Source organism: Pantoea sp. Morm (assembly GCF_016643525.1).
Classification (GTDB): Bacteria; Pseudomonadota; Gammaproteobacteria; order Enterobacterales; family Enterobacteriaceae; genus Pantoea; species Pantoea dispersa.
Map to the genome: position 1 here is coordinate 1 of NZ_VOQX01000084.1, position 18,298 is coordinate 18,298.

Here is an 18,298-nt window from a genome sequence, read left to right on the forward strand (position 1 = left end):
CACCGCACGTGAAACCTGATCGACCCAGTCAGGGCTGCCCACTGCAACGGCTGAGGCTTTCTCAAGACCAAGACGTGGCAACCCATTGCTGAGCTCAACGTGAGCCAGACTGGCTATCGGGGGAGCGTTAAGCGTTGGCGTTATGGTGCCACGAACATCGCTCGATTCACTGTTATTAACGACAGTGGTAAAATTCGCGCTGACGTTACCATTAGCCTGAATAACACCGCGAATGGCAGTGGTGCCTTCTGTGCGATAACTATCTGTAGCGGTAAAGTTGATCGTATCAACAAATAAATCTGGTTTAGGGTAAAGTTTGTCACTGTAAGAGTAACCAGGAACACTCGTTGGCATCTTTTTATAAGTGGCCACCGCATTGTTGGCCGGGTCCAGCGTATAGGTTCTGTAAACCGTCTGACTGCCTGAAAGATATGATTGGTTATTTAATGTTGTTCCGGAAAGAGATAAAGATTTCCCTGCCAGCAAATAACTACCCAGGTTATCTAATGTCTGCGCGGTGCCCGTTAAGTTTCCTCCAGCACTGATTCTCCCGGCAGTTCCTGACGTTACTGTTGATGAATTCACGCGGGAAACCGCGACTTCAGTTTGAGTTATCCCGTCGCGCAGATCGGCAATCGTACCGGCGAGAACACGATTTTGATCACCAATAATTCTAAATCCAAAATTCAGAAATCTGACCTGGTCCGGCGAAAAGAACGTATAGGGAATCGCATAGGTGCCGGGTTGAGGTGACGTGAAGCTGTTCGCCAGATTTTCTGTGGTGGTTGTGCCGGGTTGAATTGACAGCCACTGGTTGGTCAAATGGCGCGTGTTTAACTGGATGTCACCAGAGATTGTTTCAATTGTGCCCGAGGTATTGATGATTTCAGCGGTCTGATTGCCCGCTGCATCTTTCTGCATCTGGAGATTATTGCCTGCAAGGATATTCCCCTGCTGGTTTCGGATACTGTTGGCGTAAAGATAAAGTTTCTGCCCGGCATACAGCAGCGCGGTGTTCACAATGCTGCCCGGTGAGGTGATGGTGAGGTTGCCGCTCGTACCGGTAAAGCCGTTAAGCGCTACGTCGCTGCGGCTGGTCAGCGCGACATTGCCTCCCCCCTGCAGCGTGCCTGCGCCGTTCATCGTGATGCGATTGCCGCTCAGGCTGCTGTCGCCGGTGCCGGTGGTGATCTGGCCGTTGTTCGTCAGGTCACCGCCTGCACTCAGCGTCAGTGCCTGCCCCTGTAGCGTACCCTGGTTGTCGACAGCGCCATTGCTGCTGATGCTGAGACGGTTGCCTGCGGCCAGGATGTTGCGCGCGGTGAAGCCGTTAATCAGTTTCAGCGTCGCGTCGCCCAGCGCCACCACCTGTCCGAGCTGATCAAACCCTGTGCTTTCCAGCAGCAGATTGCCGCCGCTGAACAGCTTACCCGCGGCCTGCTGTGTTACATTTGTCGCTTTGACATTCAGCTGATTTGCGCCGAGCAGCGTGCCGCTGTTGTTGAGTTGCGCGTAGTTTACCGTCAGGTTCCCGCCCTGCGCGGTGCCCTGGTTCTGCAGGCTGTTGCCGGTGAGTGTCGCCTGCTGGTCTGCCATCAGCGTGCCGCTGTTGCTGGCGCTGGTCGCATTGAGGACCAGCTGCGAAGCCTGCAGCCAGCCGCTGTTGACCAGCTGTGGCGCGTTGAGCGTGAGATCCGCCGAAGAAAGTAGTTTGCCGCTGTTACTGGCCAGGCCGCTGGTGGTAATACGGCTGGTGGCGCCCTGAATCACGCCGTAGTTATAGAGTTCGGGCGCGGTCAGCGTCAGGCCGTTCTGACTGAGCAGCGTGCCGCTGGCGTTATTGGTGAGGCGTCCGCCGGCGTTGAGCTGCAGGCTGTTGTCGCCCTGCAGGCGCCCGCTGTTGGTGACGCCGCCGCTGCTGAGTAACAGGTCCTTACCCTGCATGCGGCCCGCGTTATCCACGGTGGCCGCATGTAAGTCCAGCGTGCCACCGCTCAGCAGCGCTGCGTTTTGCTGCTGCGTCAGCGTACCCGTCAGGGTGGTGGTCAGGCCTTCCACGCCCGAAATCTCACCGCTGTTGTTCAGCGTCGAGCCCCTTAACGTGAGGTTGCGGGCAATCCACTGCCCCTGACTGGTGAAACTCAGCGCATTGAGCGCGGCGGTGCCATTAGCCGAGATTTTGCTGCCCGCCCCGGAGGTGAGCGTGTCGCTCAGGTTCAGCTGCAGGTCGCCGGCGCTCTGAATGGCGCCGCCATTCGCGAGGCTTGTGGCATCCAGCAGGATCTGCTGTCCCTGCCAGGTGCCGTTATTCGTCACGGCGTCACCGCTGATGTGCAGCGTGCCCTGCGTCAGCAGCTGGCCGCCGGCATTGTTCATCAGCACGCGCGCGGGCTGAGCCTGAACGGCAAGCAGGCGGAACCCCTGGATGGGTGCCGGGCCGAGAGTGAGTGACTTAAGGCCAATCAGGCTGCCCTGATTGGTGACGCTGGCGGGGCGGATGGCGAGCGTATCACCCTGCACCGTACCGCTGTTGTTAAGCGAACTGCCGCTGAGCGTGACGTCTTTCTCTGCCAGCAGTTTGCCGCTGTTATTCAGATTCCGTGCGTCAATCTGCGCGGCACCCTGAGACAGCAGCTCACCCTGATTATTCAGCTCCCCGCTGACCGATGTCGTGAGGTCAGCGCCGCTCAGGAGCGATCCCTGATGCTGCCAGCTTCCCGCTGTGATTTGTACACCCTCACCCTGCAGCGTACCGGAGGTCTCCAGCGTGCCCGCATTCAGCCGCAGCGCTCCCCCGGTCAGAGTCTGCCCCCCCGCGGACTGTGTCAGACGGTCAGACGCCTGCGCATCCAGTGCCGTCGTGCCCTGCCACAGCCCCTGATTACTCAGCGAATCGCCGCGAAGCGTGAGGCTGTCCGCCATTATCTTTCCGCTGTTCGTCAGGCTGCCGGCTGATACGCTGGCATCTCCAGCGGACAGCAGGCTGCCGCTGTTGTCCAGCAGCGTGTCCGAGGTGCCGCTCAGGGAACCGGTGCCGTTGATGGTGCCGCTGGTGGAGAGTGAGGTGAAGTGATAGCCAAGGTTTTTGCCCTGCCACACGCCTGCGTTACTGGCCGTCCCTCCCTTCAGGGAGAGTTCGCCACCGCTGACAAGCTGCCCGTGAAGCAGGTTATCGAACCGGGAAAACTCTGCGCTCAGCAGCGCGTCACCCTGCAGCAGGCCCTTGTTCAGCAGCTTCGCGCCAGAGGTTTTGACCTGCTGCGCGGCGATAGTACCCGCATTATTCAGGGTGTTGACCTGAAGATCGGCCTGCTGCTGTGCCAGCAGCAATCCATCCGCACTGTTGTCCAGCGTCCCGTCCAGATTTGCGTTCAGACTGGTTGCCGTGATGCGACCACTGTTGCTGACACGGTGTCCGGTCAGACTCAGGTCGCCAGCCACCTGCAGCAGGCCGGCGTTGGTGAGCGTGACAGGCGTAAGGGAAAGTGAATCACCGGTGATCAGCTCACCGGTGGCGGTATTCGTGATGTCCGCGCTGCTGAGCGAGAGCGCGCTGTTGCCCTGAAGCAGGCCTGAGTTAGTCAGCCGGGGTGCCATGAGGGTCAGGTGGTCTGCTGCCAGCGTCCCGCTGTTACTGAGCTGGTTGCTGAGCAGGTTCATCCCCTGTTCGCTTATCAGCTTTCCGCTGTTATCCAGCGCGCCACTCACGTTCGCGCTGAGCTGAGAACCCGCACGCGCGCTGCCGGCGTTCTGCCAGCTTTCCAGTTTCAGGTCGAGCTGATCGGCCTGGATGCTGCCCTGGTTGTTCAGCGATGAGCCCTGCACGCCTGCCTTGCCGGCCGTCAGTAATTGCCCGTTGCCTTTATTGACGAGCGTATCGCCCTTCAGCGTCAGGGCACTGGTTCCCTGCATCAGTCCGCTGTTGACCAGAACCCCCTGCAGCGTCAGCGCCTGCGCGAGCAGCCAGCCGCTGTTGTCGGTACTCCCCGTTATCCCGATGTGCTGCTGGCCCAGTATCCTGCCGCTGTTAGTTAACGTGCCGGCAGCAATGGTTGCATCCCCTTCACTCAGCGCATTGCCGCTGTTCTGCCAGTCGCCTGCCGTCAGGTCAAGTTGCTGACCCTGCATCTGACCGCGGTTATCCAGCCGGTCCTGCTTCAGCGTCAGCTGACCGCCGCTCAGCACGGTTCCGCTGTTGGTCAGTTGCTGTCCTGTCGCCTGCAGCGACTGTTTACCCTGCAGCGTGCCGCTGTTCTCCACGGTGGTACTGCTGATATCAAGCTGGCCGGCGGCTATCTGCCCGGCATTGGAAAGACTGCCGTTTTTCAGCTGAACGGCGTTATCCGCCAGCAGCAGGCTACCCTGCTGATTGCTGAGAGTGTCGTTGTCTGCGGTGATATCAGTGGCGCTGATTTCTCCGGCGTTGGTCAGCGTGCCGCCGCTCAGGTTCAGGGCCGCACCGCTGGAAATCAGCCCGGCGTTGTTCAGCTCCGGCAGATCGAGCCCGAAACTGTTATCAGAGCTGACGGTGCCGTCTGCCAGGTTCGTGAGGCGCTGACCGCTGAAGCGGAGCGCCGTCGTCCCCTGAATCAGGCCGCTGTTGTCGGTTTCACCGCTGCTGAGCTGCAGCGCCTGCTGGCTGAATAGGCTGCCGGTGTTGTTCAGGCTGCCTGTTGTTAACGTCCCTTCCGCCAGGCTCAGCACCTTGCCGCTGTTCAGCCAGTTGTCTGCGCTGACATTCATCAGCCGGCCCTGAAGTGAACCCGCGTTATTAAGCCCGGCGGTATCCAGCGTCAGCTGGTCTTCACTGAGTATGGTCCCGGTGTTAGTCAGCTGCCGGCTCTGCATCTGCAGCGTCTGTTTTGCCTGCAGCGTGCCGCTGTTACTGATGGTGTCGCTGTTGAGGGTCAGCCCGACGGCGGCCATTTTCCCCTCGTTGGTGAGCTGCTGGTTGTTCAGCTGCAACGCCTGCCCTGCGAGCAGCGAACCGCCCGACTGGTTCAGCACTGCCGCGTTAAACACGCTGAGGTCTGCCGCGTTAATTTCGCCCGCGTTACTCAGCCTGTCGCCGCGCAGCGTCAGCGCGGCACCGCTGCTGATGAGGCCGCTGTTACTGAGATCCGGCAGGTTGAGCGCGAAGGCATTATTGGAACTGAGGGTGCCGCCGCTGAGATTGTTCAGGCTGCTGCCGCTGAAGCTGAACGCACTGGTGCCCTGCAGCATGCCGCTGTTATCGGTCTGAGCGCTGCTGATATCCAGCACCGGCGCAGAGAACACGCCCTGATTGAGAAGGCTGTCGCTCACCGTCGTCAGGCTGCGGGTCGCGGCGACGCTCGCGCCCTTACTGTTCTGTAACGTACCCGCTTTGACGCTGATGGTACTCGCGGCCAGCGCGCCGCTGTTGTTCAGCTGGCGGGTATCGGCGGAAAGGCTGTCAGCTGCGGTGAACTGACCGCCGTTGCTGATGTGGTTCTGAGCCTGAAGATGAATGCTACTGCCGGCGTTGGCGCGGGTGGATTGATCCGCAGTCAGAGTCACCCCGCTCAGCCGGATGTCACGACCTGCCGTCAGGCTGGTGCCGCCGGTGGTCAGATTGCCCTTCGCCGTCACGGCGATCCCGGCATCACTGACCAGGGTTCCCTGCCCCAGCGAGGCATTCTGCTGTGCGGTGACGGTGATTTGCCCGGTGGCTTTGTTATCACCGTTCAGCGCAACCGATGCGCCATTCGCCGTCAGCGCGCCACTGCTCAGGCTGTTACTGAGCGTCAGCTTACCGCTCGCATCCAGCTGAATATCACCCTGCTTCGCGGCGAGGTTGCCAAGGTTGACCCCTACGCCTTTTTCGCCGGACACCAGATGAATACGGTTGGCGTACATGCCGCCCAGCGCGCCGGTATCGACTGCCACCGACGGCGCCGCGCCCTCTCCCGCTATCGGCGTGACTGAACCGTCCGCGCCCACGCGGTTGGCCCCCACGGTGACGGACAGATCTTTCGCGTGGATCCCGGCGTTGATCTCGGTGGCGCGCGCGACGATCGACACCGCGTCGGCGCCGCTGCCGTCCAGCCCCTTACCTTCGACGGTGACCGAGCCCTTCGTGACTTCCAGCGAAGAGAGGTTGCCGTTTGCATCCAGTTGCGGCTTCCCGGTGGTCAGCGTGACGTTCGGCGTGTTGATAAAGCCGCAGCCGTTACAGGTGATGCCGTAGGGGTTTGCCACCATCACGTTGGCCGCTTTGCCCGCCACCTCGGTATAGCCCTGCAGCTGAGAGCGGTTCGCGCCCGTCACTTCGTTGATGATCGCCTGCGCTTCGTGCCCGGCTTTCAGGTTGGGGTTGTTCTGGATCAGGCCGCCGAGCTGCGTCTGATTGAGCTGGCCGGTGGCATTGTTAAGGATCAGCCCTTCCTGGCCGACGTTGTACTGCTGGTACTGGTTGTGCGAGACGCCGGCTGCGTTGGGCGTGGCGATGTTGACCACCGGCACGCCGTTGCCCGCCGCATCCAGCTTCGTGCCGGGCGTCACCGGGGTGATTTGTGCGGCGGCGACCGGCAGCATGGGCTGCACCGCCACCAGATAACAGATGAGATAGCTCAGCGCGCGACGGGCGAGGGAAACGGGTTGACGATCGTCCATAATCTTTGCCTCTTAGAAAACCAGCCCGACGCGGGCATAAATGCTGACGTGATCCGGCTGAAGGTGGCCGGGATAGCTGAGCGGAATGCCGACGGTGTACTGGGTGTAGAAATAGCGGCTGCGGGTGCTGATACCCATCGCGCTGCCCCACAGCGTGCCGGTGGACTCGCGGTTCTGCACGTCGCTCTTCAGCCAGCCGCCGTCGACGGCGGCCAGCGCGCTGACCTCGCCAATGACCGGCAGCGTGAACAGGCTGTAGTCCAGCTCGTTGCGCAGATAGCCCCCGGCGTCGCCGGAGAGGTACTGCTCCTTAAAGCCGCGCACCGAGCTTTCGCCTCCGAGCGTTAGGCGCTCGCTGCCGTAGAGCCGGTCCGGCGACCACTGGGCGTACACGCTGCTGAGCCACCACAGGCTGTTCGTCAGCGGACGCTGGAAGCTGCCGCTAAGGCTCCACTTGCGGAACTGCGCTTTCGGCAGGTCGCCTGTTTTGCCCGCATCGCTTTCGGCATCAAACCACGGCATGCCGCGGCTGAAGGCCGGGTTGAGCGTGGCCACGCCGCCGAAGATTTTCTGCGTATGGTTCAGCCCGAGCTGCAGGCTGGTGATTTTGCGGCTGCTGCTGGTGAGCAGCGTGTTATTGAGGAAGTTGTGGCTGGTGTAGTGGTTCAGGCCAAGCTGCACGCCGGTTTTGATGTCCCCGTTGCGGAACAGCACCCAGGAGCCGTTCAGGCGGTGCGCGACGTTGTCACCGTTACTGAGCCAGGTGAAATCATTGTTGATGAAGCTGCTGTGGTAGCTGCTCCAGCTGTAGCTGTAGTCGAGCAGACCGTAGCCGTACGGCACGCTGACGCCCGCCTGAAGGCTCTGCGCGTCGCGCCACTGGCTGAAGGCACTGCTGCGCGCGCCGCTGATAAACCAGCGGTCGGCGAGGCCCAGCAGGTTGTTCCCGGTGAGCGAGGCGTTCAGCTGGCCGGTGCCGGTACTCTTCTGTCCGCTGTTATCAAAGCCCAGCGAGGCGCTGAGCGGATACTCTGGTTTTGCCGTGAGGTTCACGACGGAATAACCCGCTTTGGGCGACGGCTGAATTTCAATCTGCACCGGCGTCGTGCGCACGCGGTTAATCTGCTCCATGCCCTGCTCAATGTCGCGCAGATTAAGTATCTTTCCTTCAAGGCCGGGGAACGCCATTAACAGCGCGCGCGGGTGCTGACCGTCGAGGCGTATTTCGTCGAGCTTCCCTTCCAGCACCGGAATAACCAGCTCACCGGAAGATAAGTCCTGTTCGGTTAAAAACGCGCGGCTGGTAATATAGCCGCGCTGCATATACCAGTCTGAAATGGCGTGGACCAGCGAATTAATTTCCGTTAAGTTCAGGCAGCGGTCTAAATAGGGTGCGGTTATATTCTGCTGCTGGCTCTGTGAGAGTAAAGACGCATTGCGGATAACGATATGATGGACGGGGAAGCACGGGCCGGATGCACTTAAACCGCCATCAGGAGCGGCCTGAGGGCTGACTGCGTTCCACAGCGCGTCGCGCTGGTTCTGGTCCTGCTGCAGACGCTGTTGCTGCTGATTCTGGATATAGTCGCGATCGCCCGGATTTAACGGTGCCGCGACTGCTGAAGCAGTTAATAAACTGACGCAAAGCGCCAGTAACTTCCCTGTATGTGCCATCATAAAAGACTTAAGTGAAATTGATTGTAAATGTTTTGTAAGCTTGTTTGCGCAGAATATCACCTAAACAATCAGAAAGTTCCTGATGGCGCTATAAAACGAGAATGGAACTATTTTTTACCTTAGCGCAGGGTTATTTCCTCGACTAAGTCAAATATAAAGTTTGTAGTTTTAGGTTGCAGACAACAGCAAATATTTCTCTGTACTATTTGCTTCGCTCCTATTAGCGCCTGCATTGAAATTAAGCGCGCAGCGCCCCTAATTGATTAGTAAATCCGAAGCGAAAGCATCTCTGAGATCAGCAAATTGAGTCCTACCCGGAGGGTATCAGTTCTTCAGGGTGCCCAGGCTTCGACTAGGGTGTGGTTCTGGCGGTCATTACTGTATCGTAGCGGTGAATTGTCGGGGATCGCGCGAGTGCAGGTGCATGCCTGCGCATACCTCTCCTCGTGAGCAACGCCATTGCTAGCTTAAACAGCGTCTGGCATTTACTGGCCACTTACGGCCGGAAGGCACTCAAAATGGCGGGCTAATCAGCTTCGCTAAAACTCTAAGTTCAGAACATCATAATTATGTTAAATATTTCCGCACCTTAGTGCTCTTTTATCTTTATTCTGCACTTTTAAAAAACTAATTAGTTGGCTAGAAAATTATCCTAGCCAAAAAAATCAGGAAAAGCTTGCAACGTAAAGCGTAGTATCGTATCGAGCTGACTCTAAAAGTTGTAAAGACTCCTCAATAACATTATCTTTTTTAGCTGCGTCATTCGTAAGCCATTCATCACAATTAGTTGTTACACTAAACCTGTGTAAGTAAGGAAGAGAAACTTCAGGTTCTTTGAATTTCTGATGCTGTTTCATCACAGGAGCGAGACCGATTTTATCAGTGTCTTTATCAGGATGAGGTTCAAAATATAAAGCAAATGATATCATATCAGCATGTGTAGCATTGGGATAAACTTTGTATTCCATTGCGTCAAGAACTTTTACTGTTACTTGTGGTTTTGAAGACAAAGCTTGATTCAAAAGCCATTTGCAGATTGCAATGCAAATAAGTTTGTTAAACAAATCAGGTTTAGTTAAAGCCTGATTCAGTTCTTCCCTATTTGAGACCCCATATTTTTTTATGGATTCTTCTTTGAATTTGATGTCTTCTAGATTTTCCTCATAACAAGACGTAAGAAGCTCTAAAACATCAGGGTGAATATGATCAACTCCGACTCGAGTTGTTATAAAAAGAAGCCAGGGCTCGTCCCTAGATCTCTGAATGTTAATGACATTCTTGAGTAGGTGATAATGACTTTCTTCATTTTTAGTTGGGTCACAGGACGTAATGCTGTCGCAAAAATCCAGATTAATAACATCATAATCGCCATGATCTTTCATACGGGTATATGCTAAAGATCTAAATAAACCTACATGTAGCACATTATTTTCATGATAAACGGATTCCTTATCAATAAATGGCATAGCACGAACTTCAGTTAATGAGAGATGAGCATCTTGTTCTCGTTCAGGATCAGATGTGTGGTCATTGAAGCCAACGAAATTCAGTTTTATTTTTTTCGGTTGACAGATTGAATCATGGAATACTCTTACGTCTAAAAGGTCATCCCCGGGCAAACTGAAGTACTTTAATGTTGTTCTTTCTGAAAGAATTCTGGCTAAAAATTTGGATGTAAAGTAAATCCATTGTTCTTTCCTTACCAATTGCTTTCTTGGATTATGCCAAGGTTTAAATGTCTTCTTCGTTTTCCGTGATGCTGGCTCTTCCATCAAGCCATCAAATAGACCTTCGTCGAAAGATTCATGCATTTCCATATTAATCCTCCGCCACAATGACTTCATATATAGAGTAGATCATTTGGTCTATTTTGTTTTTTGGTATTTTGTCAAGCAGGCCGTAACTTGCTAGGATTGCTGTTATTGCTTTTACTTTCTCAGCATTAATTCCACTAATTCCCTTGCTGAAACTAGACTGATTTCTTTCAGGCATTGTATTTTTTTCAGGGGAAAGCCTCGATTCAAGATTAAGTACATAGTCAGTAGAATTTTTAGTTATACTTACACTTTTTTCATTCTCAAAGGAAACGGAAGGTGGACTCTGATACTCATCATTACCTGCATCTGCCCATGCTTTAGTAACAATACTCTTTATCTGGCCCTTAACTTGTACTTGGCGTGAGTCGTTTGTAGCTTCTCTCACCTTTTTCGATAATGCTTTGTTGGCATTTGTTAATTGACGAAATGCATTATGCAGCCATTTTGTTAAAATGACTATATGAGGATGAGAGAAGTTATACGATTCACGATCAATATTAAGTGCACTATCTAGGCCTTCTTCAATAAAAATTTCACAAGTAACCTGCCTTTTTCGCGTGATCTCTTGTACTTGGTAACGCATGAAATTTTCATCAAAGAGAGTTCCACTTGCATTGTTAATTCTAATTAATGAACCTTGATGCTCGACTGGGCTAATTTTAGAATTCCAAAAAAGATAAGCATGGAATCTAAGAGGACCTGCAGTAAAAGTAGTTGATTTACCTTCAAATGATGCTTCAAAATTACCTACAAAAATCATTGGCTTTTTTAAAGCATGCTCACTAACTGGCAATTTTTCAAACAAAATAGGACGAGATAATTGAAGATTATCAATCATGACTTCGAAATCATCTTCGCTAGGTTCTTTTTTAAAATAATTAGCTAGTGTGTCGCCAGTATTTAAATCAATTGCAATTGCTTGACCTTTTGGACTATTAGAAATTTCATAAGGATAAAATTGATCTTCATAAGGAATTTCGTATATGCTTTTTTCAACATATTTTGCGGGAATGCTTAATGCAATATCCCATACCATTTTTAAGTAATAATCAAAATCCCTGCTAATCTGTACATTTGTACGACCTTTAAGATCCAAAACTGATCTTGATAACTTTTTAAATGCTTCTTTAGGATCATCATGCAGATCCCAAGGTAAACTCCGACTCTTACTCCCTAAGTCGTTTATATTATATTCATCAGCCATCAATCCGATATGATATTTAGGCGGTTCTATAGGTAGAGCACCATTTTCTTCAGACTCTTGTATACTTGATACGACGCCATCCCACATCTGTTTACTTTGTAAAGTTTCTCTAGTCTGTGGTCGAATTTTATTAAGTATAATAGTTGTACCATGGGTGTCTATATCAGACGCTTTTTCAGTCCAAAGTTTTACTACACCACTTTTATATTCTTTTTTATCGGCTGTTAAATTGATGTTTTCTGCAAATTGAGTAAGTGAAACAGTTGCTATAGATCTAAAATCATCACTTTTTTTTTTGGTGATTATTTGAAAGCTTTGTGTAAGTTGTGCAACAGAGAAAAGTCCTATGCCAATTTTACCAATAAGTTTTCTTCCATTAGGGCTTCTATTAAAATCATCATTTGAAGTGACCCCCCTTTGAGCTCCTAACTGATTTCTTTTGGCACTTCCGCCGATGTGATGAATCAAGTATGATAAAACATCCGGACTCATACCATTACCATTGTCTTCAATGGACATAGTATTAAATCTAGGCTCATCCGTGCGAACTATTACTTGCGTTGCGTCTGCATCATAGGCATTTGAGATTAACTCTCTAAGAGCAGAACCAGGTTGTCTATATATTCCATCAGTCACCCTTGCAAGGACTCTCTCATCAGTACTCAAAACTGCTGTTTCAACTCTTTCCCGGTTTTCTCTTATAGATGTTGCTATTCTGATCTCTTCATCTTTTAATTCTATGCTCATCTCTGGATTCTCCTTTAACCCGTTATTTTTATCTTTTTAGCAATAATTTTGGCCATAGGGGGTGGTACTGCATTCGAAATCTGAGTCACTTGCTGTGAAAACGTACCTTTTAGTTCAAAGCTTTTCGGAAAGCCTTGTAATAACATTGATTCGTATATAGAAAGCCTTCTATTCTTATTTGGATGTACATGAATCTCTCTATTACCGTACGCTATCGTAGGGCTTGGCTTGTCCCAAGAAATAACCCTGAAGCTTCTAGTCTTACTCTCTAACAAAGAGCTGTCTTTAAATTTTTTTGATTTTGGAACCATTGTCCAATGATTTGGATGATGGATTATTTCGCTTGAAGTCAAACTTCTACTAAAGTATGTTGGCTCTGGCAACCCATAAATAGTATCTTTGACTGTTTTTAATTTTGATATTTTTTCTACAAATTCCATGCTTGCATCGGGCTTGTTTTTTAATGCAATTATTATTACCCTTTTCCTGTCTTGTGGAACACCAAAATCCTTAGCGTTAAGTACAAACGAATTTACATTAAAGCCAATGCACTCAAGGTTTTCAATTATGCTGTTGTAAGTGTGAATATGTTTCTTATCTTTTAATCCCAACACATTTTCAAAAACAATGAAATTCACATCATAAATTTTTTTTAATTCATCAATGAAATCAATATATATTAATGCAAGCTTATTTCGCGGATCGTTACTCTCAGATTTTATGTTACTTCGCGAAAATCCTTGACATGGTGGTCCCCCAATAATACCTAAAGGTTCATCTTTTTTTAAAAATTTTTCACATAGTGCTACTAGCCCTTCTTTACCTAATTCGATTACATCAGCTTGAATGGAAACGCTTTTGGGAAAGTTATGCATGTGTGTCGCAATTGCTGCAACCGAACTATCAATGGCAAGGCGTATTTTATAGCCCTCTGACTTGAAACCTAGATCTAGCCCACCGGCTCCACAGAATAGACTTAGTACTTGCACATTGACCTCAAAAGAAAAATATTTTTCGTATTGTATCAACTACATTTTTTTTATCCATGCTTAGTTCAAAACAATGGTCACCTCATGAAATCAAATTTTCTTCCTTTAGTTACCTCATCCGGCTTAATCTAAAGGTGTGATTATCGTTAAAAATCAGATAGTTAAAAGATTAAATTTTGCCAGCTTCTCTATTGATCATGATCCGGCCACTATTAGATCATAGAGTAAGACCATAACTTCATATAATAGGTCTAACCGAAAGTAGGTCTTCCCCGCTCCTATCACAGCTTTCGTTCAAGCCATCGTTTCTAACCTTATATAATAAAGCTTATATAAGTCCAGACAAACCCTAAAAACCCCTGTATCATGCGGATCCGGGCCGGATCCTGAGCTCAACGGCCATTTATACGATACGGCTAGAACCGAACGCTGCGCAGCTGAGCGGGGCCGGTCGCTGGCGGTTAAAACTCCGGCATCGCTACGTGAAATCTGGCGGGCATTTGCCCTGCTCTTTCTTCAGAATTCACGTAGCGATGCCGTCATCAAAACGGGCAAATACTGAGCAGACATGAACGATATATCCGGTTTTACCGGCGTGGCCCTCTGCGGCAGCGCCGGTGACGATCTCACCGCGAAGCTGGCCGCCTTTGTCCGGCACCGCGAGGCTTTCTCACCTAATACGTGGCGCCAGCTTCTGAGCGTGATGCGGATCTGCTGGCGCTGGTCGCAGGAAAACAGCCGTTCATTTCTGCCGATGTCGCCGGAGGACATGCAGGACTACCTGTTTCACCTCCAGGCCATCGGACGGTCAACCTCGACCATCTCGGTGCACGCCGCGCTGATGTCAATGTTACACCGTAACGCCGGGCTGGTGCCGCCAACGGTATCGCCTGACGTAGTGCGTGCTAAAAAGAAAATTAATCGTACGGCCATCGTTTCCGGCGAGCGCACCGGGCAGGCGGTCCCCTTCTGCCGGCCGGACCTGAATCGCCTCGATGCGGCATGGAAGCATTCACCCCGGCTTCAGCACCTGCGGGACCTCGCCTTCATGCACGTGGCTTACGGTACGTTGCTGCGTATGAGTGAGCTGTCCCGTCTGCGGGTGCGTGACATTACCCGGTCGGCCGACGGTCGCATTATCCTCGACGTCGGCTGGACCAAGACCATTCTCCAGTCCGGCGGCATCGTCAAGGCGCTCAGTTCACGCTCATCTGAGCGGCTGATGGAATGGATAAACGCCGCCGGTCTGGCGGGTGAACCCGATGCGGTACTCTTCTGCCCGGTACACCGGTCTAACAAAATTACGTCAGTATCTGAAGTGCCCATGAGTGCGCCCTGCCTGGAAGATATCTGGCGCCGCGCAAGACATCAGGCGGGTGCAAAAACACCCCTGAAAACGAACAAGGGACGCTATTCCAGCTGGAGTGGTCACAGCGCGCGCGTCGGGGCCGCGCAGGATATGGCCAGAAAGGGCATTTCGATCGCTCAGATCATGCAGGAAGGCACCTGGACTCAGACCCAGACGGTTATGCGGTATATCCGTATGGTCGAAGCTCATAGAGGCGCAATGGTAGCGCTCATGGAAAATGATGATGATTAGCAGGATACCTTCTGCACAGGCCTGACTGAACCTGTATGCCGTATGCTCTGAATGAAATTTTTCGATGCGGCTGGTAATATTCGTCTTCCGTTACTGGCTTCAGCTAAGGATGTCGTTAACAGCACGAAGGAGAAAGAATGGCGGTTGATAAAAACGGATACATCACCGAACCTGCCTTCAGCGGCTTTCAGCCTGCTTTCGCCCCAGTGGTTTCTGACGTGGTGCAGAAGCTGAGTTCAGACATGCCTGACCAGATCCACAGCATATATGTGTATGGCAGCCTGGCTGAGGGCACAGGCAGGGAGGCGTTATCCGACCTGGATCTTACGGTGATATTCACGCGGGAACTTGATGACCTTACTGCAGCCAAAATGCAGGTTGTTAAGGCAGAACTGGAACAGCAATATTCAGTCATCAGTAAAATTGATATCGACCCGGGCGTGTTGGATGAGGTGATGCTGCCTGCCAGTGCGAATCGCTGGGGCTACTGGCTGAAACATCACTGCGTCTGCGTGTATGGTGAAGACCTGCGAGAACGCTTTAAACCTTTCAGACCTTCCAGGGACATTGCCGTCGCCGTTAACGGTGATTTTCTCATCGTGCTGAATGGCTATATTTCTCTTATGAAGCCCTCACTGGAGCCTTTGCAACGACATGCGCTACAGCGGGCGGCAGCACGTAAGGCCATTCGTTCGACGAGCATTCTGAGAGACGACAATGATCCGGGCTGGCCGGCAACGCTTGAAGAGCATTGCGCAAAATTTAATGATCGGTATCTAGCTCTTGCGGAAGAAATGGACTACCTGCTGAGTGTCAGCCAGCGGCCGCGAGGCGATATCATGACTTTTGCCAGCAGGATTTCGACATTCGCTTACTGGCTGAATGCTGAATACAGCACGCGATGTCAGTAATCACCATTCGCTGGCTCCCTTTTAAGCGCACACTTTCCTTCCAACGCGGAAGAACGTCTGGCTGACGGACTACAGGAACATGAGTAAAAAAATAACACCGACACCACACGATGCGACATTCAAAGCATTTCTGACGCACCCGGATACGGCGCGCGACTTTATCGAACTACACGTGCCGGCAGAGTTTCGCGCCATTTGCGACCTCAGCACGCTAAGGCTTGAGTCCGGCAGTTTTGTGGAAGAAAACCTTCGCGCCTATTACAGCGACGTGCTTTACAGCGTTAAAACCACCCGTGGTGACGGCTATATCCACGTGCTGATTAAGCATCAGTCTACGCCCGATCGGCATATGGCGTTTCGTCTTATGCGTTACGCTATAGCGGCAATGCAGCGGCATCTTGATGCGGGTCATAAGCAGCTTCCACTGGTGATCCCTGTACTGTTTTACACCGGTCGGCGAAGCCCTTACCCCTATTCGACAGACTGGCTTCAGGAGTTCAGCGATCCGGATATGGCTGCCAGGTTATACGGCACGGCATTTCCACTTGTAGACGTTACGGCTATACCCGATGATGAGATTATGAATCACCGCAGCATGGCAGCGCTGACGTTGCTTCAGAAGCACATCCATCGACGGGATCTGGCGGAGCTTCTCGATCGACTTACGACAACGCTGCTGACCGGACATCTGACGGGACAGCAACTCATATCACTGATAAACTACCTTATACAGGCAGGCGAAACTGAAGACGCTGAAGCCTTTGTACGTAATCTGGCACAGAGAGTGCCGCAGCATGAGGAGGCTCTGATGACCATCGCACAGCAGCTGGAACAGAAAGGTATCGAAAAAGGTATCGAAAAAGGTATGCAACTGGGAGAGCATAAAAGCAGAGTCGATATTGCTGAAAAACTCCTCAAAAGTGGCATGGCTTTGACATCAGTGAAAGAAATGACAGGCCTGTCTGAAGAAGAGCTTTCTAAAATTCGTCATTAAGGCTTTTTATTCCCTGTCTGATACCCTGGCTCCCTGTCAGGATTTTCTGGCTTTGGTAGCCTGTGTTTTCTCAAGTTTTTGAAATATTCGGGAAATTCATTAACGTTCAAACCGCTCTCACTTGCATCGCACTAGTGTTGAGGGCCTTTACTATATTGCAGAAGAACATTGGAAGACCAGTTTGTAATATTAAATATTAATAATGAGAGGATGTTTTAATTAAATTACCAGAAAAAAATACATTGCGAGATTCATCTGAATTTGTGACATTCATTTTTAAAATGTACAGGTTTAATTTAACACTTCATTACACGGGCCCTCTGAAAGTACACCAACAAACGCGTAGTATCACAAAGTACAGTATTAAATATTGATTTATTAAATTGTCCTATTTTCATTCTTACATTTTTCGTGTTTCCTATTATGCATCTGTAAAAGCTGCACCTTCTCCTTTGATACCCTTCTCCCAATCCTATATAATTTTTTACTATTTATGGTCCACAGAGGGACACATGTATCCTAGTCTCATCAAGAAGCTATTTACTCACTCTAATTTTCCAAAAACATTACCCATCGTGCTCCAGTCTCTACCTTACGCTTATGACTTCCATATAAGCCTCCATCCCAGGGCCCTCGCACTCATATTCATTTGTTTAAAATTACCCTCACTTCTTATTAATCTCATCAAACCATTTTAAGAAAAAAGTTTAATTTTATTTGTATCTGTTGGAAAATTATTTTGTGCATATGATGCTAAATGATCGACATTTCAATCATTCTTAAAACTTTCAATTAGGAAAATTAAATGTTTTGTTAGGAAAATGAGCTTTCACTAAGAATGTTTTGTTATAATTTTTATTTTTGTAAATATTTTTTATGATTTGTGGTTTTCTTTACATTCTAAATAGTATAATAATATGTTAATTACAATATTGTGTATATGGTTCCGATTGAAGGAGAGAAAAATAAAACATAAAATCTTTTAAATAATTAACATTCACAATAGTATTTTTAAATAATATATGAATTAAAAAAGGCAATTGAAAGATACAGAATATTTTGGTATTCAAAATTTTAAAATGTTAAAATTTTAATCAGTGAAAAAAATAAACATAAATATGATTTTTGAAAATAAATTATGTAAATGTAATGTAAGGAACCATAAATTTAAATCATGGAAATGAAGGATTTAATGACGAAAGAAGGATTCGTGGCTGAGGACAATGCTTAGACTTGGACATTTTAAAGTTAACTTAAAATTTCAACTAAAATATACTAGTTCTTATAGTACTGGTATATGGTTGTTGTTGCTAAATTATATTGTGTAGCAGTTTGTGAACCGGTGTGGTTGTTCTGTGAGCAATAAGTCTAGTGAAGATAAGTATGATGGAATTGAGAGCTGTCAGTAAGTGAAAGCGTCTGGGTGAATGACTGTGATGTAGATACCTAGAGTATTGGGTCTAGAACAGTTCCATGCGTGGTATCAGGCGCTTAAGTGACCTACGTTTATATGTCATCTGATTCTGTTTTAAAAAAAAGTTTTTAGTGTATCTATCTGTCCTTTTGGGCCTATGTAAATGCCTTGACTTATATTTAGACAGTTATGCTTATCATCGTATAATGTTTTTCTGTAGAAAAACCTGAAAGGAATGTCCTACTCGTACAGCAAGAAGAGTATTTTACAAACAAATGTATAGCTTTATTATTAATAATATAAGCTACATCT

The 18,298-nt window shown here is 49.9% G+C and carries 8 protein-coding genes; 3 read left to right on the plus strand and 5 right to left on the minus strand.

Annotated features, from left to right (window positions below):
• The 5 genes from FT726_RS21575 to FT726_RS21595 all read right to left on the minus strand — a co-directional run.
• A partial coding sequence (locus FT726_RS21575) for a filamentous hemagglutinin N-terminal domain-containing protein (protein ID WP_346303423.1) occupies positions 1-6,633 on the minus strand: 6,633 nt, incomplete at its 3' end.
• A gap of 12 nt (positions 6,634-6,645) precedes the next feature.
• Complete coding sequence (locus FT726_RS21580; RefSeq protein ID WP_346303424.1) at positions 6,646-8,310, minus strand: ShlB/FhaC/HecB family hemolysin secretion/activation protein; 1,665 nt, start codon at positions 8,308-8,310, stop codon at positions 6,646-6,648.
• 665 nt (positions 8,311-8,975) lie between these two features.
• Complete coding sequence (locus FT726_RS21585; protein ID WP_346303425.1) at positions 8,976-10,127, minus strand: PP_RS20740 family protein; 1,152 nt, start codon at positions 10,125-10,127, stop codon at positions 8,976-8,978.
• Position 10,128: 1 nt separating this feature from the next.
• Entirely contained in the window at positions 10,129-12,078 is a 1,950-nt protein-coding gene (locus FT726_RS21590; protein WP_346303426.1) for an ATP-binding protein, read from the minus strand.
• Between the two features lie 14 nt (positions 12,079-12,092).
• Positions 12,093-13,067 carry a DNA cytosine methyltransferase gene (locus FT726_RS21595; RefSeq protein WP_346303427.1) on the minus strand — a complete coding sequence of 325 codons (975 nt, stop codon included), beginning with the start codon at positions 13,065-13,067 and terminating at the stop codon, positions 12,093-12,095.
• Positions 13,068-13,635: 568 nt separating this feature from the next.
• Here FT726_RS21595 and FT726_RS21600 point away from each other — a divergent pair.
• From FT726_RS21600 to FT726_RS21610, 3 genes are all read left to right on the plus strand, one after another.
• Positions 13,636-14,667, plus strand: coding sequence for a tyrosine-type recombinase/integrase (locus FT726_RS21600; protein ID WP_034830594.1), 1,032 nt, complete (start codon positions 13,636-13,638; stop codon positions 14,665-14,667).
• Between the two features lie 137 nt (positions 14,668-14,804).
• The gene (locus FT726_RS21605) at positions 14,805-15,578 is read left to right on the plus strand and encodes a nucleotidyltransferase domain-containing protein (RefSeq protein ID WP_346303428.1); all 774 of its coding nucleotides are present in this window, start codon (positions 14,805-14,807) and stop codon (positions 15,576-15,578) included.
• A 79-nt stretch (positions 15,579-15,657) separates the two neighbouring features.
• Positions 15,658-16,572 carry an Rpn family recombination-promoting nuclease/putative transposase gene (locus FT726_RS21610; RefSeq protein WP_034830591.1) on the plus strand — a complete coding sequence of 305 codons (915 nt, stop codon included), beginning with the start codon at positions 15,658-15,660 and terminating at the stop codon, positions 16,570-16,572.
• The last annotated feature ends 1,726 nt before the right edge of the window (positions 16,573-18,298 follow it).